This window comes from Caulobacter sp. 1776, assembly GCF_040545685.1.
In the GTDB taxonomy this organism is placed as follows: domain Bacteria; phylum Pseudomonadota; class Alphaproteobacteria; order Caulobacterales; family Caulobacteraceae; genus Caulobacter.
In genome coordinates this window covers 432,443-448,614 of sequence record NZ_JBEPMI010000007.1, presented here as the reverse complement: position 1 = coordinate 448,614, position 16,172 = coordinate 432,443, and the positions used below count along the sequence as shown (strand labels likewise).

Below are 16,172 nucleotides of genomic sequence, written 5' to 3'. Positions count from 1 at the left end.
TGGGGTCCCGAGCTGAAATACGCTCACGCCCCCCATCCTCACGGGCAAGAACAGCCTGGCGGAGCGGTCGTCCGAGCCGAAACGTAAAATCAAACCCACGGTCTCCGGGTTCGCCCGGCCGCTCCGTCGCCTCCCCACACACCTTCAGCGGCCAGGCCGCGTGAAGCCGATGTCCCTTGCCCCCACCTGGCCGCTTCGCGGCCGTCCGCCCCCGGAGGGGGCGGAAGGAACGACCGTCTTCCCCCTCCGGGGGAGGAGCGCGCAGCGCGGAGGGGGCCAGTGGCCGGACCTACAGATCCAGATCCGCCGACGCGAACTCGGCGTTTTCCTGGATGAAGCGGAAGCGCAGCTCGGGTTTGCGGCCCATCAGGGTCTCGACCAGGTTTTCCACCGCCTCTTCCGAGCGCGGCAGGGTCACGCGGGCCAGGGTGCGCTTCTTGGGGTCCATGGTGGTCTCCTTCAGCTGGGAGGCCATCATCTCGCCCAGGCCCTTGAAGCGGCCGATCTCGGGCTTCTTGCCCTTGAACACCGTGGCCAGCAGCTCGTCCTTGTGGGCGTCGTCGCGGGCGTATTCGCTCTTGCCGCCGTGGGCGATGCGGTACAGCGGCGGCAGGGCCAGATAGAGGTGACCCTGGCGGATCACGTCCGGCATGGTCCGGTAGAAGAAGGTGATCAGCAGGCTGGCGATGTGGGCGCCGTCGACGTCGGCGTCGGTCATGATGATGATGCGGTCGTAGCGGAGGTCTTCCTCGCGATACTTGTTCCCGCCCTGGGCCCCCAGGGCCAGCATCAGGTCCGACAGCTCCTTGTTGGCGGTGAACTTCTCGCCGCTGGCCGAGGCCACGTTCAGGATCTTGCCGCGCAGGGGCAGGATGGCCTGGTACTTGCGGTCGCGGGCCTGCTTGGCCGAGCCGCCGGCGCTGTCGCCTTCGACGATGAACAGCTCGGCGCCGTCGACCGCGCCGCCGGCGCAGTCGGCCAGCTTGCCGGGCAGGCGCAGCTTGCGGGTCGCGGAAGCCCGGGTGACTTCCTTGTCCTTGCGGCGCTTGAGGCGCTCCTCGGCCCGCTCGATGACGAATTCCAGCAGGGCCTGGGCGTTCTTCGGGCTGGAGCTGAGCCACAGATCGAACGGGTCGCGCAGCGAGGCCTCGACGAAGCGCTGGGCCTCGGAGGTCGAGAGCTTTTCCTTGGTCTGGCCCTGGAATTCCGGGTTCTTGATGAACACCGAGATCAGGGCCCCAGCCTGGGCGACGACGTCGTCGGCGGTGATGATCGTCCCGCGCTTCTCGCCCTTCAGCTCGGCATAGGCCTTGAGGCCGCGGGTCAGGGCGGCGCGGAAGCCGCTCTCGTGGGTGCCGCCTTCGGGGGTGGGCACGGTGTTGCAGTACGACTGCATGAAGCCGTCGTGCTCGCCGAAGCCCTGCGGCGTCCAGGTCACGGCCCACTCCACGGCGCCCGCCTCGCCCTGGCGCTCGATGCGGCCGGAGAAGCTCTCGGGCGTGATCGTGGTCAGGCCCTTGGTGCGCTCGGCCAGGAAGTCGGCCAGGCCGTTGGGGAAGTGGAACGTGGCCTCGGGCGGGGTCTGGTCATGGATGCGGGACGGGTCGCAGGACCATTTGATCTGCACGCCGCGGAACAGATAGGCCTTGGAGCGGGCCATGCGGTACAGGCGCGCCGGCTTGAAGCCGACGCCCTCGCCGAAGATCTCGTCGTCGGGCTTGAAGCGCACCATGGTGCCCTTCTTGCGCGACGGGCCGACCTGCTGGATCGGGCCCAGCGGCTTGCCGCGCGAAAAGACCTGCAGGTGCTCGAAGCCGTCGCGCCAGACGGTGACCTCGACGCGCTCCGAGAGGGCGTTGACGACGCTGGCGCCGACGCCGTGCAGGCCGCCGGAGGTCTCATAGGCCTTGCCGGTGAACTTACCGCCGGCGTGCAGGACGGTCATGATGACCTCCAGAGCCGACTTGCCGGGATATTTCGGGTGCGGGTCCACGGGCATGCCGCGGCCGTCGTCCTTGACCGACAGGAAGCCGTCGGCGTCCAGCTTGACCTCGATGGTCTTGGCGAAGCCGGCCACGGCCTCGTCCATCGAGTTGTCGAGGACTTCGGCGAACAGGTGGTGCAGGGCCCGCTCGTCGGTGCCGCCGATGTACATACCCGGCCGCTTACGGACCGGCTCCAGGCCTTCCAGCACCTCGATGTCGGCGGCCGAGTACTCGCCGGGCGCGCTGGCTTTGGCGGGCGCCGGCGGCGGGGCGGCCTTGCTGGACGGCGGCGGCGGCGGGATCGGACGCGGCGTCGGTTCGACGTGCGGCTCCACGCTGGCCTGGAACGGCGCGGCGGGGACGGGCGCCAGGGCGTCGTCGTCGAACAGGGAGGGGGTCTTATCGGAGGACATCGGGGAGAGTCTTAGGCGATTCGAACGCGGGGGCCTCGTATGGCCTCGCGCGCTTCCCCTGAAAAGCGAAATCCGCCCCCAGCGAACTGGGGGCGGAGGCCGTGAAGCTTAGCGATAGGCCGGCGGATAGCCGCCGCCGTCGGTCTTGGCGTAGCGGTCGCGCAGCTGGGTCTGGCGGCTGTCCTGCGGCTGCTCGACGCCGCCGACGAAGACGTTCAGCGGCCAGCTGGTCGTCTCTAGCGGGTCGCCGTTCCAGACCACGACGTCGGCGATCTTGCCCACGTCCAGCGAGCCGATCTTGCCATCCTGGCCCCAGATCTTGGCCGGGACCAGGGTCACGGACGCCAGGCCGGCCGCGTAGGGCAGGCCGTTGGCGACCGCGAGGCCGGCGTTGAGACGCTCCTGGCGCAGGTTGTTGAAGTCCCGCGCCCCGTTGATCGCCACCGAAACCCCGGCGGCGTTCAGGCGGGCGGCGTTGTCGAGGCGCGAGCCCAGGGTCTCGAAGCTGCCCGGCAGGTCGTCCTGCGGATCGACGATGACCGGGACGCCGGCCTTCGCGATCTCGGGCGCGACCAGCCAGCCTTCCTCGACGCCTTCGAGGATGATCCTGACCTTCTCCTCGGCCGCCAGCTTCAGGGCCTGGCGGATGTCGGCGGCGCGGGAGACCCGGATCAGCAGGGGCGTCCTGCCCTGCACGACCGGGATCAGGGCCGCCAGGTCCAGGCGCGAGAGGCCGAAGTCGCGGGTCGCGCCCTGCTCGAAGGCGGCGCGGCGGCTGGCGAAGGCGCGGGCGTCCTCGAGGGCCGAGCGGATCAGGACCAGGTCCGCGCCGCGCGAGCCGCCGGCCGCCCGCGCGCCGCTCTCGCCCAGCGAGACGGTGACGGCCAGCTTGGAGGCCTCGACGATGTCGGTCGCCCCGGCCTTCAGGCGAATGAACGCCGCCTGGCCGCCGAACAGCGGCGGGTCGCCGTCGCCGCTCTTGCCGGCGGTCATCTCCTCGACCACGCCGTCGTCGGCGTGCTCGCTGGCCCCGCCGCCGGTCCCGGACAGGACAGGCGTGACGGCCGAGCTGGTGACGCCGCCGTCGCGAGCCAGGCCCAGGAAGGTCGAGGCCGGGTTGACGGCATAGCTGATGTCGAAAGCGGCGCTGAGCGCGCTGCCGGTGCCGTCGTCACGGGTCTCGCGGACGCCGCTGACCTCCGACGCGCCGAGGTTCGAGGACGGGGCCACGAGGCCGGGCGTGACGACGCCGCCCTTGGCGTCGACGACACGGGCGCCGGCCGGGACCGCGACGCTGGCGCCGACGGCGGCGATCTTGCCGTCCTTTATCACCAGGGTCCCGTTCGGGATCGCGGCGCTGGAGACGGGCTCGATGCGGGCGTTGACGATAGCGATCGTTTGCGATGCGCCCATTTGGGCCGCGGCGGGAAGGGCCAGCGCGCAGGCGGCGCTGGCGAGAAGCAGAGACCGGATCATCAGTTGAACGCTCCCTGGCCTGGCTGGCCGAGCTCGAAATCGGACTTGGGCTGGAAGCGCTTGTCCTGGCGGTCATAGATCAGCGCGCCGTCGATGAAGACCTTCTCGGCCTGGGCGTAGACGCTGAACGGGTCGCGGCTCCAGATCACCAGGTCGGCGGCCTTGCCGGGCTCGAGCGAGCCGGTCTTGTCGCCGATGCCCATGGCCTTGGCCGGGTTGGCGGTGATCCACTTGATCGCCTCGGCGCGAGGAATGACGTAGCCGAGCTTGGCGCCCGCCGTCATGGCGATGGCGGCTTCCTGGTTCAATCGCTGGGTCATGATCGGATCGTCGGAATGGATCACGACGCAGGCGCCGTTCTTCCACAGGATGGCGGCGTTGGCGTCGATGCCGTCCAGGCTTTCCATCTTGAAGCCGGTCCACGAGGCCCAAGTGGCCGAGCAGATGCCTTCCTTGGCCAGCAGGGGCGCGATCTTGTAGCTCTCGATCGCGTGGTGGAACATCGTGATCTTGTAGCCAAACTCCTTGGCGATATCGATCATCGTGGCTTCTTCGTCGGCCCGATAGCAGTGGTTCTGCACCAGGATCTCGCCCTTCAGGACGCCGGCCAGGGTCTCCAACTGCAGGTCGCGCTTGGGCGGATCAGCCTTCTCGCCCTTCTGCTGCTTGGCGCGGAAGTCGTCCCACTTGCGGGCGTAGTCGGCCGCGTCGATCCAGGCCTTGCGGTAGCCGAACACATTGCCCATCGCGGTCGAGGGCGAACGGCTCTTGCCGCCGTAAACGCGCTTGGGGTTCTCGCCGCAGGCCATCTTCAGGCCGTAAGGGGCGTCGGGGAACTTCATGCCCTGCGTGGTCAGGGCCGGCACGTTCTTCAAGGTCACCGAGCGACCGCCGAATAGGTTGGCCGAGCCGGGGAGGATCTGCAGCGTGGTGACGCCGCCGGCCCGGGCCCGGTTGAAGCCGGGATCCTGCGGCCAGACCGAGTGTTCGGCCCAGACCTGCGCGGTGTTCGGATCGGTGGCCTCGTTGCCGTCCGAGCGCGCCGAGACGCCGGGCGAGGGATAAACGCCGAGGTGGCTGTGGGCGTCGATGATGCCGGGGGTGATCCACTTGCCCTTGGCGTCGATCACCGCGACGTCGGCCGGGATCGGCGTGTCGGCGCCGCCGACGGCGGTGATCTTGCCGCCCGAGACGAAGACCACACCGTTCTCGATTTGCTGGCCGGTGGCGGTCAGGACCGTGGCGCCGACAAAGGCCGTGGGGCGCGACGGGAACGGCTGGTAGGTCGACGGGAAGCCCGTCGAGGCCTGGCCGTCCAGGCCCTTGGGCAGCGGCTTGGCCTCGGCCTTTTCCGCTGGCTTGCCGTCCTTTTGAGCCGGCGCGGCCGCCGTCTTGGCGGGACCGCCGGCCCCAGTCGTCGCGCAGGCCGAAAGCCCCAGCGCGAGCAGGCTCGCTGCCAATAGGGTAGGGGCAGCCGCCGCGTTACGCCATCTGATCATGAAAAACCCCGACTCTCGAAGAGGCGGGAAGGACAGACGAAAAGAACCGCGTTATCAAGTTAAACGGCGCGGCTTCGGCGCATTTGTCCGCAACTTCGTTGCGCGGCGCCGCGAACGCGGCCCGTGCGTTCAAAAGTCAGCCCTGCCTATCGGAGATCGTCCATGCGCCGTCTGCTCGCCTGCTTCGCCGTGATCCTGCTGACCGCGTGTAGCGCGCCGGGATCGACCGCGCCGGGACAGGGAACGCCGCCCGCTCAATCGCCGCGCACGCCGGTCGCCGAGGGCGGCATGTGCGGCGGCTTCGCGGGCTTCCAGTGCCAGGCGGGCCTGACCTGCCAGATGGAGGCGGGCGTCTGCGGCCGCGTCGCCGACGCCGCCGGCGTCTGCCGGAAGAAGCCCCAGGTCTGCCCGATGATCTACCAGCCGGTCTGCGGCTGCGACGGCAAGACCTACGGCAACGCCTGCCAGGCGGCGGGGGCCGGGGTCAGCGTCACCGCGCAAGGCGAATGCAAATCCCGCTAGGGCAGGCGGCTAAGCTTGGGTCGGTATGACCAAGTCTCGACCTCGGCGCTGTCGATCAGGGCGACGGCCTTTACAGCGCCAGGGCCGTAGGTCGCCGTCAGCAGGCCCGCGAGATCGCGCGGTCGGCCGGCGAGGTCCGCCCAGCCCTGGCGCGGAACCAGCAGCAGATAGCCGCCCGCCGGACCGCCGCTGACCAGCCGATACCAGGCGAGCGAAAGACGTCCTCGTTCTCCGCGCGTCAGAACAGCCTCGAACGCGGCGACCCTCGCAGGCGCGATCTGGACCGTATAGGCGTCGAGCATGGCGCTGGGCTCGCGCGCCTCCAACGTGCGGGCCGTGCTGACTTCGGGCCACAGTTCGAGCGTCGAATAGGTCCGCGCCTTGGCGAACGGCAGAACCTTGGCCTCCATGTCGGCGCCATCGCCGGCCGGATCGACGCGATGGTCCATGGCGGGGAACGGGATCCCGAAGGTTCCATCGACGAACACGCCCGTGCGCGGCCCACTGGTCACGTACCAGCCGTACCAGGGCAAGGTGTCGCCATGGGCGGCGTGCCAGCCCAGGTGCGCCATGTAGCCGGCCTCGAAGGCCTCCTGCTTTCCGCGATCCACGTCGTAGGCGAACAGGAAGGCGGCGGTCGGGCTTTGGGCGTGAACGGCGCCGGCCAGAGAAACGGCGCCGGCCAGGACGGTCCAGAAATGGCGATGCGACATGGGGTCCTCCTGGGGGCCTGCCATGGAAGAGCTAGCCGCGAACCGCGTTCGACGATATTTCGAACAAAGGGCTTCATCGTTCCGGATTTCGAAATCATGCGGCACGCGGATCTGCGTCGGGCGGCGGTGTTCCACGCGGTGGCCGCGGCGGGCGGCATCGCGGCCGCCAGTCCGCGCCTGGGCAAGTCGCCGCCGGCCATCCACCACGACCTCAAGCGTTTCGAAGCCGAGATCGGCCGGCCGCTGTTCGAACGGGCGGGCAGGGCGCTTCGCCTGACGCCGGCGGGCCAAGCCCTGTTCGAGTCTGTCGGACGGGCGCTGGACGAACTGGAGCGCACTCGCTGGCGGCTCAGCCAGGAAGATCCGACCCTTCGGCCGCTGCGGATCGCCACGGTCTCGGCCTTCGGGCGCTACCGGCTAGCGCCGGCGCTGCTGGCCGGGCTGCCGGCCGACCGCCCGCTGGAACTGACCTTCGGCACGCACGAGGCCGTGCTGGCGGCGGTGTCGAGCGGCGCGGCCGACCTGGGCGTCACCTACCGGCCGGTCACCGCCGCGCCGGTGCAGTCCAGACCGCTGGCGCAGGAGGAGATCGTCCTCGCGGTGGCCAAGCAAGCACGCGCGCCGGAGAACCTGGACGTGATCACGGCCACGGCCTTCGCCACCTACGACGAATACGAGTTCGTCTTCGGCCACTGGTTCGAGACCGTCTTTGGCCGTCAGCCCGACAGCTTACGTCGCCTGGATCACACCGGCGAGATCGAGGAGGCGATGGAAAGCTGCGCGGCGGGGCGCGGGGCGATCATCGCGCCGCTGGACCTCGTCGCGGCCCCGTCCTGGCGGGAGCGCGTGCGGGTCATCCGGCCGCTCGGCCTGCCGCTCTGTGTCAACACCCTGCACCTGCTGGGGCTTGGCGCGGCGCTGGCCTCGGCGGATGCTGACATGATCCGGTCGGCGCTTGGCGACAGTGCTCGACCAGAAGGAACCGGCCGATGACGGATACGATGATCGACCGACGCAACGCGCTGGCTGGCGGCATAGCGCTCGCCGCCGTCGCGTCCACGGTCCGAGCCCAGGAGAAGAGACCCATGTATGGACTGATCGGCCAAATGCTCGCCGCGCCCGGCAAGCGCGATGACCTGCTGGCGATCCTCGGCGAGGGCACGGAGGATATGCCGGGCTGCCTCAGTTACGTAATCGCCAAGGATCCGGCCAACGCCGACGCGCTGTGGATCACCGAGGTTTGGACCGACAAGGACGCCCATGCCGCGTCGCTGAAACTGCCGTCGGTTCAGGCGGCGATCGCCAAGGCCAGGCCGATCATCGCCGGTTTTCCTCAACACTTCGAGACCATCCCGGTCGGCGGTCACGGGCTGAAGAGCTAGGGCAAAAGAAAAGGCCGCGGATCGCTCCGCGGCCTTTCCCAGTCTTGGGATCCCGAAGGGTCTTAGAAGCGAGCGTCCAGCGAGACGCCGATGACGCGCGGTTCGTTGACGAAGGCGGTCAGGTTGTTGAAGTCGATCGCGCCCTTGATGTTGCTCTCGTTGGTGATGTTGCGAGCAAAGGCCGCGACTTCCCAGCCGCCTTCCTTGTTGGCGTAGCCCAGCTTCAGGCCGCCTTCGAAATCACCCTTCGAGTAGAACTCCTTCGACTGGTACAGGAACAGGTTCGTATAGCCCTGAACCTTCCAGTCGGTGAAGGCGAACAGCTCGCCCGAGGCCACCGGATAGGCGTAGCGCGCGGTGAAGTCGAAGGTGTACTTCGGCGCGTTCGGGAACGGGTTGCCGTCCACGAGGGCCTGGCCGGCGGCGTTCAGCTTGTCGGTGACGGTGCAGGCTGCGCAAGGCGCGACGGCCAGCGAGCTGTCCTTGATCTTGGTGTGGGCATAGCTGTAGCCGGCCGTGACGACGAAGTTCGGGGTGACCACGAACTCGCTGTCCAGTTCCAGGCCGTAGGCCTCGCCCTTCTTGGCGTTGATCAGGCGGTTGGAGTTGCTGCCGCCGCCGACGGCGCTGAACTGCGGATCGTCGATCGTATAGGCGAAGACCGCGCCGTTCAGACGGACGCGACGGTCCATCAGCTCGCTCTTCAGGCCCAGCTCATACGACATGATCGTCTCCGACTTGGCGGCCGAGGCCGGCGAGAAGAAGGCGATGTCGCGACCCTGGATCGACGGACCGCGGAAGCCCGAGGCGACCTTGGCGTAGACGCTGACGTCCTCGTCGACCTTGTAGAAGGCCGACAGGTCCCAGCTGACCTTGGAGTCCGAGACCGAGACGGGCGCCGCTGGGTTCGGGCCCGACACGACGTTCATGTCCTTGTCGTCGTCGGTATAGCGCAGGCCGCCGGTCAGGGTCAGCTGGTCGGTGACCTTGTACGAAGCCTGGCCGAACGCGGCCCACGCCTTGTTCTTCTGGCGCAGGGTGGTGGCCGGGGCGAAGAACGGGTTGGTGCGGATGTCATACTTGGTGTCGAAGTAGAAACCGCCGATCTGCCAGCTCAGCGGGCCGTCGGTGTCGCTGGCCAGGCGGACTTCCTGAGTCCACTGGAACAGGTTCTTGATGCCGTCCTGGGTGTCCGACTGGAACGGGATGAAGCCCGGACCGGTCGGGTTGCCGCCGTCGATGTCGCCGCGGCTGAAGCCGTGGGTGTTCTCGTAGGCGGTGATCGAGGTCAGCTTAGCGGCGCCGAAATCGTACTGAACGTTGGCCGACGCGCCGTAGCCCTTGTAGTTCTGCGGATTGTTGTCGCCGGCGTCGAAGTAGACGGTGTCGCGGTCGTAGTTGCCGTTGAGCTTGTTCGAGCCCTTGGTCAGGATGTTGGCGCGGAACACCGCGGCCGTGCCGTCCAGGTCGCGGCCGTGGACATTGAACAGGGCGCTCAGTTCGTCGGTCGGAGTGAACAGCACCTGCAGCCGGGCGGCGCGCTCGTCGAAGCCGCCCAGGGCGTCGTTCTTCTTGGTGTAGGCGTTGTCGATCCAGTTGTCGCGATGCTGGATCAGGAGCGAGGCGCGGGCGGCGACCTTGCCGGGGACGATGGCGCCGCCGACGCCGCCGTCGAAGGTCATCGTATTGTAGCTGCCGTAGGTGGCGCTGGCGCGACCCTTGAACTCTTCGCTCGGCTTGGCGGTGTCGAACTTGACGATGCCGGCCGTGGTGTTGCGGCCGAACAGCGTGCCTTGCGGGCCGCGCAGGACTTCGACGTGATCGAGGTCGTAGATCGGCGAGCTCTTCAGGACGACGTTCTCGAGGACGACTTCGTCCTGGATGATCGACACGGGCTGCGAGGCGGCCAGATCGAAGTCGGCGTTGCCCAGGCCGCGGATGTAGAAGCGCGGGGCGACGCGGCCGTTCGAGGATTCCGCGTACAGGCCCGGAGCCTTGGCCGAAAGGGCCAGGATGTCGTCGCCGGCGGCGAAGGTCGACTGCAAGCGCTCGCCGCTGATGGCGGCGACCGAGACCGGGACGTCCTGCAGGTTTTCACTGCGCTTCTGGGCGGTGATGATCACTTCGCCGACCTTGGTTTCCTGGGCGAAGGCGGCCGGCGCGACGGCCATGGCCGAGGCGAGGGCGGTCAGGCCGCACGAAACCGTGAGGGCGCGACGAAGGGAGCGGTTGAACTGGGGCATGGAGAGATCCTGTTGTGATCTAAAGCACCGCGTCGCCGAGTTCTGAGCAGGGGCGTTGGCGGCGATTCCGTTTGCGCTGCGATAGGCCAAGTTTCGGGCCCGCGGATATCTCGCGCCACGCGATTTCAGCCGGAGTGGGTCGATTACGTCGGTTATGTTGCGAACTTGCGACATTTTTGTTCAGTCGCTGCTCTTAAGTAATAAGTCATTCCCCAGTTTCGCGCTGGCTCTCTTGTGCGGTGCAACGAAAAAGGGCCGGAGATTGCTCTCCGGCCCTCGTCCTCACCTGAGATCAGGCGTTTAGCACTTGTAGTACATCTCGAATTCGACCGGGTGCGGGTGCAGCTGCAGGCGCATCACTTCTTCCATCTTCAGCTCGATGTAGCTGTCGATGAAGTCGTCGTCCATGACGCCACCGGCCTTCAGGAAGGCGCGGTCCTTGTCCAGGTTCTCCAGGGCTTCGCGCAGCGAGCCGCAGACTTCCGGGATCTTCTTCTGCTCGCGGGGCGGCAGGTCGTAGAGGTTCTTGTCGGCCGGACCGCCCGGGTCGATCTTGTTGATGATGCCGTCCAGGCCGGCCATCAACAGGGCGACGAAAGTCAGATAGGGGTTGCCCATCGGATCGGGGAAGCGGGCTTCCAGGCGCTTGGCCTTGGGCGAATCGACGTGCGGGATGCGGATCGAGGCCGAGCGGTTCCGCGAGCTGTAGGCCAGCTTCACCGGGGCTTCGTAGCCAGGCACCAGGCGCTTGTACGAGTTCGTCGTCGAGTTCGAGAACGCGTTGATCGCCTTGGCGTGCTTGATGATGCCGCCGATGTACCACAGGCACTCTTGCGACAGGCCGGCGTACTTGTCGCCGGCGAACAGCGGCTTGCCGTCCTGCCAGATCGACTGGTGCACGTGCATGCCCGAGCCGTTGTCGGCGAACATCGGCTTGGCCATGAAGGTGGCCGTCTTGCCGTAGGCCGCGGCGACGTTGTGGATGACGTACTTATACAGCTGCATCCGGTCGGCCATGGTGACCATGGTGTCGAACTTCAGGCCGAGTTCGTGCTGGGCCGGGGCCACCTCGTGGTGGTGCTTTTCCGGCTTCATGCCCAGCTCGCCCATGACGGCCAGCATTTCGCCGCGCAGGTCCTGGCAGCTGTCGACCGGGTTCACCGGGAAGTAGCCGCCCTTCGGGCCCGGACGGTGGCCCATGTTGCCTTCCGGATATTCCTTGGCCGAGTTCACCGGCAGTTCGCTGGAGTCGTACGAATAGCCGGTGTTGTTCGGCGCGGTCGACCAGCGGACGTCGTCGAAGATGAAGAACTCGGCTTCCGGACCGAAATAGACGGTGTCGCCCACGCCCGCCGACTTGAGATAGTTCAGCGCGGCCTTGGCGATCGAGCGCGGGTCGCGGTTGTAGGGGGTGCCGCTGTCGGGGTTCACGACGTCGCAGAACAGGGCCAGCGTGGTCTGCTGATAGAACGGATCGATGATCGCGCTCGACAGGTCCGGACGCAGCTTCATGTCCGACTCGTTGATGGCCTTCCAGCCGGCGATCGACGAGCCGTCGAACATCGTGCCGTCGTTCAGGAAGTCATCGTCGACCAGGTCGATGTCGAAGGTGACGTGCTGCATCTTACCGCGCACGTCGGTGAAGCGGACGTCGACGTACTTGACGTCCTTTTCCTTGATCAGGTTCAGGATATCTTTGGCGGTGGTCATTCCGTATCCCCTTTGTAGGCTCTCTTAAGTGTTAGACGAACCGGCCTAGACAGCGGCCGGGCCGTTTTCTCCGGTTCGGATGCGGATCACTTCCGCGATCTCCGAGACGAAAATCTTGCCGTCGCCGATGCGGCCCGTGCGGGCGGCGCGGGTGATGGCTTCCAGCGCGGGTTCCAGCTGGCTGTCCTCGACGACCACCTCCACCTTGATCTTGGGGAGGAAGTCCACGACGTACTCGGCGCCGCGATAGAGCTCGGTATGGCCCTTCTGGCGGCCATAACCCTTGGCTTCGAGCACGGTCATGCCCTGGACGCCCATGTCCTGCAGGGCCTCCTTCACCTCATCCAGCTTGAATGGCTTGATGATGGCTTCGATCTTCTTCATCGGTTCCACTTTCGGGCCCGTCGGCGGCGAACCGCCTTCACTGAGCGCGCAACCATCACGCCCTCCAAAGCGTCGCAAGCGAGGGCCTGCGACAAACCTGACCGAACGATTGAGTTCCGGGCATGTGTTCAAATTTTGAGCATCTGGCGCCCTTCAATCGTGCATTTTCGGAATGGCCGCCAAATGGCCTTGCGACGCGCCGTTTCGCGCCTACGATCGCGCCCAACGATCGTTTGAACGGGGGTGGATATGCGCGACGACACGCCGGTTTTGATCGGCGCGGGCCAATTCACGTATCGGGGTGAGACGGCGAATTCACCCTCTCCGCTGGAACTGCTGAAAGTTGCGGCGGAACGCGCGGCTCTAGATGCGGGCCTGAAGGGGGCGGTTCTTGCCGATCTCGACGCTTTGGCGGTCGTGGCGTTCAGCATCGACGCTCCGGGCGGGCTTTCGAAACTGCCGCTGCCCCGGCTGGCGGATCCGCCGGCCTCCCTGGCCAGGGCTGTTTCGGCCGCGCCGCGCTGGAATGTCTACACCGAAACCGGCGGCAACAGCCCGCAGCAGGCGGTGAACATCGTCTGCGAACGGATCGCCCACGGCGAGTCGGACCTGGCCCTGGTAGCAGGCGCGGAATTCCTGGGCTCGTTGATGAAGCGGCTGAAAGGCGGCCTGGGCTTCGACGGTTGGGGCGACGACCTGGACAGCACGCCAAAGCGTATCGGCGATCCACGCCCAGGCGTGACGCCGCAGGAGGCCACCCACGGGCTGGGCTACCCCGTCAACACCTATCCGCTGTTCGAGAACGCGTTGCGGGCGCGCGACGGGCGGTCGATCGAGGATCACCAGCGGCAATTGGGCCAACTCTTCGCGCCCTTTACCCGGATCGCCGCCGCCAACCCTTATGCCTGGTTTCCGATCGCGCGCTCGGCCGAAGACCTGGTCACGGTAACCGACCGCAATCGGATGGTCGGGTTTCCGTACCCGAAGTACCTCAACGCCATCATGGAGGTCGATCAATCGGCAGCCGTCCTGATCGCCAGCGTGCGCAAGGCGCGTGAGTTGGGCGTGCCGGAGGATCGCTGGGTGTTCCTGCACGGCTGCGCCGACGCCTCGGATCTCTGGTATCCCCTGGAGCGCCAGGACTATCACTCAAGCCCGGCCATGCGCCTGACCGGCGAGCGAGCGCTCACGATGGCCGGGATCGGTCTCGAGGACCTCGACCTGATCGACCTCTATTCGTGCTTCCCGTCGGCGGTGCGGATCGGGGCCGAAGAACTGGGCCTGGCGCTCGACGATCCGCGCGGCCTGACGGTGACCGGCGGCCTGCCGTATTTCGGCGGGCCAGGAAACAACTACGCCCTGCACGCCATCGCCGAGATGGTCGCGAGGTTGCGCGAGCGGCCAGACGCCTACGGTCTCTCGACCGCCAACGGCTGGTTCCTGACCAAGCAGTCGGTCGGGATCTATTCGACCAAGCCGATCGAAGGGAAATGGGAGCGGGAGCCGCCCTCGGTCATCCAGGCGAAGATCGACGCCCTGCCGCATCCCGAGATCGTCGAGCGACCGGGGGGCAGGGCGACGATCGAGACCTACACCGTCGTTCACGGCCGCGAAGGCGCGCGGATGGGAATCGTCATCGGTCGCGACGACCAGGGCCGCCGCTTCGTCGCCCAGACACCGGACGATCCCGCCGTGTTGCAAGACCTGGAAAGCCGCGAGGGCGTCGGACGGGTCGGCTCGGTCGGGCCGCATCCCGACGGCGTCCGCAACCTCTTCATCCCGGATTGAGCGCCATGAATAGAGTTCACGTCATCCGTCATGGCCGACCGGCCGCGACGTGGGGCGGCGAGGACGAGGATCCCGGCCTCGACGGTCTGGGGCTGGCCCAGGCGATGACGGTGGCTCGGGAGATCCTGGCGCTGCCTCAGGAGCAGCGGCCCACGCGGGTCGTCTCATCGCCTCTGCGCCGCTGCCGCGAGACGGCGGAGCCTCTGGCCGACGCCCTGGGCGTGACGATCGAGATCGATCCGCGGGTCGGCGAAATCCCGACACCCGCGGCGCTGTCCGCCGAGCAGCGACCCGAATGGCTGCGCCAGGCCTTCGGCGGTCGCTGGGACCAGGTGGTCGGCGATCTGGACTACGTCGCCTGGACGAACGCCGTGGCCGCGGCCCTACGAGAGCACGCCGGCGCGGCGGTGTTCAGCCATTTCGTGGCGCTGAACGCGGCGGTGTCCGTGGCCACGGGCGTGGCCGAGGTCATGGCCTTCCGGCCCGACCATTGCTCGCGCACCGTCTTCGAGGTCGACGACGACCGCTTGATCCTGATCGGCAAAGGACGCGAAGCTCAAAGCCAGGTGCTTTGAGAGAAACCCCGTGGCCCGAGAAATTCTGACCGTCGCCGAAATGGCCGCCGCCGATCGCGCCGCCGTCCTGCGCGGAACGCCGACGCCGGTCCTGATGGAGCGGGCCGGGGAGGCCGTGGCTCAAGCCGTGCGGGCGCGCTACGCGCGCCGTTCCGTGGTGATCTGGTGCGGGCCGGGTGACAACGGCGGCGACGGCTATGTCGCGGCGCGTCACCTACGCCGGCGCGGATGGCAGGTCGTGGTCGAGGCGGCCGCGCCGCCCGCCACGGACGCGGCCAAGTGGGCTGCGTCGCGGTGGAAGGGCGGGATCCAACCGCTATCGCAAGACCTATCGCCCAGCACACTCTATATAGATGCATTGTTTGGCGCGGGTCTGTCACGGCCTCTCGAAGGTGACGTCGCGCGCCTGGCCAAGGCTTGCCAGGCGCTGGCCCTGACCATCGTGGCGGTCGATACGCCGTCGGGTGTCCACGGCGATACCGGCCGAGCATTGGGCGACGCGGCCTTTGGGGCCGAGCTCACCGTGACCTTTCATCGCCGCAAGCGGGCCCATGTCCTGGCCGAAGGCCGTAAGGCCTGCGGCGAGATCGTTGTCGCCGACATCGGCCTGTGGCCCATCGACGGCGCGGATCTGTTCGAGAACGGTCCTGAGCTCTGGGGGCGACGCTTTCCTTGGCCAGCGTTCGACGCTCACAAGCACAGCCGGGGCCGGCTGAAGGTGGTCAGCGGCGAGGCTTGGAACACCGGCGCGGCGCGACTGTCCGCGCGAGGCGCGCTGCGGATCGGGGCGGGCGCGGTCACCGTGCTGTCGCCGCCGAACGCTCTGGCGGTGAATGCCGCCCACCTGGAGGCGGTGATGCTGGCGCCGTTCGAGTCGGACGCCGATCTGGCCACGGCCGCCGAACAGGCCGACGCCGTGATCATCGGACCGGCCGCTGGCGTGGGGGAGGGGACGGCCCGCAACCTGCAGGCCTTGGCGCGCACCGGAGCGGCCCTGGTCGTCGACGCCGACGCCCTGACCAGCTTTCGACACGATCCGGCGGCGCTGTTCGGCTGCCTCGACCGAGATGACGTACTGACGCCGCATCCGGGCGAGTTCGAGCGGATCTTTCCGGGCCTGCTGGCCCGCTCGCCAGAACGCATCGCCGCCGCGCGCGAGGCGGCCAGGCTGGCCGGCGCCGTTGTTTTGTTGAAGGGACCCGACACCGTGATCGCCGCGCCCGACGGCCGCGCCGCGGTGTCGTTGAATGGAACGCCATGGCTGGCCACGGCCGGCTCCGGCGACGTGTTGGCGGGCTTCATCGGCGGCCTGATCGCTCAGGGCATGGAAAGCTTCGAGGCCGCCTGCGCCGGGGCCTGGATCCACGCCGAGTGTGGCGCTCGCCACGGCCCCGGCCTGATCGCCGAGGATCTGCCAGGCCTGGCCCCGGCGGTGCTAGCGGAACTGCACGCGCGGCGCTGAGCGGACTTGCGCGACGGGAT

At 67.7% G+C, this 16,172-nt stretch carries 13 protein-coding genes and 1 pseudogene; 7 read left to right on the top strand and 7 right to left on the bottom strand.

Annotation, left to right across the window (positions count from 1 at the left end):
• Positions 1 to 160: 160 nt before the first annotated feature.
• Positions 161 to 276 (top strand): annotated as a pseudogene (locus tag ABIC66_RS24290) (hypothetical protein); the annotation flags it as partial.
• A 13-nt stretch (positions 277 to 289) separates the two neighbouring features.
• On the opposite strand, the gene parE reads toward ABIC66_RS24290, so the two are convergent.
• The 3 genes from parE to ABIC66_RS20635 form a co-directional block, all read right to left on the bottom strand.
• Positions 290 to 2,398, bottom strand: coding sequence for a DNA topoisomerase IV subunit B (gene parE / locus ABIC66_RS20645; RefSeq protein WP_354072677.1), 2,109 nt, complete (start codon positions 2,396 to 2,398; stop codon positions 290 to 292).
• A gap of 108 nt (positions 2,399 to 2,506) precedes the next feature.
• Positions 2,507 to 3,874, bottom strand: a complete 1,368-nt coding sequence (locus ABIC66_RS20640) for an amidohydrolase family protein (RefSeq protein WP_354072675.1) — start codon at positions 3,872 to 3,874, stop codon at positions 2,507 to 2,509.
• Positions 3,874 to 5,373 carry an amidohydrolase gene (locus ABIC66_RS20635; RefSeq protein ID WP_354072673.1) on the bottom strand — a complete coding sequence of 500 codons (1,500 nt, stop codon included), beginning with the start codon at positions 5,371 to 5,373 and terminating at the stop codon, positions 3,874 to 3,876. Before ABIC66_RS20635 ends, ABIC66_RS20640 begins: the two co-directional genes overlap by 1 nt.
• 162 nt (positions 5,374 to 5,535) lie before the next feature.
• Here ABIC66_RS20635 and ABIC66_RS20630 point away from each other — a divergent pair, with 162 nt between their 5' ends.
• A complete protein-coding gene (locus ABIC66_RS20630; RefSeq protein WP_354072672.1) occupies positions 5,536 to 5,895 on the top strand; it encodes a Kazal-type serine protease inhibitor family protein in 360 nt (119 codons plus the stop codon).
• On the opposite strand, the gene ABIC66_RS20625 is transcribed toward ABIC66_RS20630, so the two are convergent.
• A complete protein-coding gene (locus tag ABIC66_RS20625; RefSeq protein WP_354072670.1) occupies positions 5,892 to 6,608 on the bottom strand; it encodes a hypothetical protein in 717 nt (238 codons plus the stop codon). The genes ABIC66_RS20630 and ABIC66_RS20625 overlap by 4 nt on opposite strands.
• Before the next feature lie 96 nt (positions 6,609 to 6,704).
• Here ABIC66_RS20625 and ABIC66_RS20620 point away from each other — a divergent pair, with 96 nt between their 5' ends.
• Both ABIC66_RS20620 and ABIC66_RS20615 read left to right on the top strand, forming a co-directional pair.
• On the top strand, positions 6,705 to 7,601 hold the full coding sequence (locus ABIC66_RS20620; RefSeq protein ID WP_354072668.1) for a LysR family transcriptional regulator: 897 nt from the start codon (positions 6,705 to 6,707) through the stop codon (positions 7,599 to 7,601).
• A complete protein-coding gene (locus ABIC66_RS20615; RefSeq protein WP_354072666.1) occupies positions 7,598 to 7,990 on the top strand; it encodes a putative quinol monooxygenase in 393 nt (130 codons plus the stop codon). The genes ABIC66_RS20620 and ABIC66_RS20615 overlap by 4 nt, the downstream gene beginning before the upstream one ends.
• Before the next feature lie 62 nt (positions 7,991 to 8,052).
• On the opposite strand, the gene ABIC66_RS20610 is transcribed toward ABIC66_RS20615, so the two are convergent.
• The 3 genes from ABIC66_RS20610 to ABIC66_RS20600 form a co-directional block, all read right to left on the bottom strand.
• Positions 8,053 to 10,233, bottom strand: a complete 2,181-nt coding sequence (locus ABIC66_RS20610) for a TonB-dependent receptor (protein ID WP_354072664.1) — start codon at positions 10,231 to 10,233, stop codon at positions 8,053 to 8,055.
• Between the two features lie 300 nt (positions 10,234 to 10,533).
• Positions 10,534 to 11,943 carry a type I glutamate--ammonia ligase gene (gene glnA, locus ABIC66_RS20605; protein ID WP_354072662.1) on the bottom strand — a complete coding sequence of 470 codons (1,410 nt, stop codon included), beginning with the start codon at positions 11,941 to 11,943 and terminating at the stop codon, positions 10,534 to 10,536.
• A 45-nt stretch (positions 11,944 to 11,988) separates the two neighbouring features.
• Positions 11,989 to 12,327, bottom strand: coding sequence for a P-II family nitrogen regulator (locus ABIC66_RS20600; protein ID WP_099535744.1), 339 nt, complete (start codon positions 12,325 to 12,327; stop codon positions 11,989 to 11,991).
• A gap of 249 nt (positions 12,328 to 12,576) precedes the next feature.
• Here ABIC66_RS20600 and ABIC66_RS20595 point away from each other — a divergent pair, with 249 nt between their 5' ends.
• From ABIC66_RS20595 to ABIC66_RS20585, 3 genes are read left to right on the top strand one after another with little or no spacing between them, the layout of a single operon-like run.
• Positions 12,577 to 14,115: an acetyl-CoA acetyltransferase gene (locus ABIC66_RS20595; protein ID WP_354072660.1), complete on the top strand. Its 1,539-nt coding sequence runs from the start codon at positions 12,577 to 12,579 to the stop codon at positions 14,113 to 14,115.
• A gap of 5 nt (positions 14,116 to 14,120) precedes the next feature.
• The gene (locus tag ABIC66_RS20590) at positions 14,121 to 14,690 is read left to right on the top strand and encodes a histidine phosphatase family protein (RefSeq protein ID WP_354072658.1); all 570 of its coding nucleotides are present in this window, start codon (positions 14,121 to 14,123) and stop codon (positions 14,688 to 14,690) included.
• Positions 14,691 to 14,700: 10 nt separating this feature from the next.
• On the top strand, positions 14,701 to 16,152 hold the full coding sequence (locus tag ABIC66_RS20585) for an NAD(P)H-hydrate dehydratase (protein ID WP_354072656.1): 1,452 nt from the start codon (positions 14,701 to 14,703) through the stop codon (positions 16,150 to 16,152).
• Positions 16,153 to 16,172 lie beyond the last annotated feature (20 nt).

Coding starts and splice junctions, on each gene's coding strand:
- parE (WP_354072677.1), bottom strand. CDS start 2,398: ATGTCCTCCGATAAGACCCCCTCCCTGTTCGACGACGACGCCCTGGCG.
- ABIC66_RS20640 (WP_354072675.1), bottom strand. CDS start 3,874: ATGATCCGGTCTCTGCTTCTCGCCAGCGCCGCCTGCGCGCTGGCCCTT.
- ABIC66_RS20635 (WP_354072673.1), bottom strand. CDS start 5,373: ATGATCAGATGGCGTAACGCGGCGGCTGCCCCTACCCTATTGGCAGCG.
- ABIC66_RS20630 (WP_354072672.1), top strand. CDS start 5,536: ATGCGCCGTCTGCTCGCCTGCTTCGCCGTGATCCTGCTGACCGCGTGT.
- ABIC66_RS20625 (WP_354072670.1), bottom strand. CDS start 6,608: ATGTCGCATCGCCATTTCTGGACCGTCCTGGCCGGCGCCGTTTCTCTG.
- ABIC66_RS20620 (WP_354072668.1), top strand. CDS start 6,705: ATGCGGCACGCGGATCTGCGTCGGGCGGCGGTGTTCCACGCGGTGGCC.
- ABIC66_RS20615 (WP_354072666.1), top strand. CDS start 7,598: ATGACGGATACGATGATCGACCGACGCAACGCGCTGGCTGGCGGCATA.
- ABIC66_RS20610 (WP_354072664.1), bottom strand. CDS start 10,233: ATGCCCCAGTTCAACCGCTCCCTTCGTCGCGCCCTCACGGTTTCGTGC.
- glnA (WP_354072662.1), bottom strand. CDS start 11,943: ATGACCACCGCCAAAGATATCCTGAACCTGATCAAGGAAAAGGACGTC.
- ABIC66_RS20600 (WP_099535744.1), bottom strand. CDS start 12,327: ATGAAGAAGATCGAAGCCATCATCAAGCCATTCAAGCTGGATGAGGTG.
- ABIC66_RS20595 (WP_354072660.1), top strand. CDS start 12,577: ATGCGCGACGACACGCCGGTTTTGATCGGCGCGGGCCAATTCACGTAT.
- ABIC66_RS20590 (WP_354072658.1), top strand. CDS start 14,121: ATGAATAGAGTTCACGTCATCCGTCATGGCCGACCGGCCGCGACGTGG.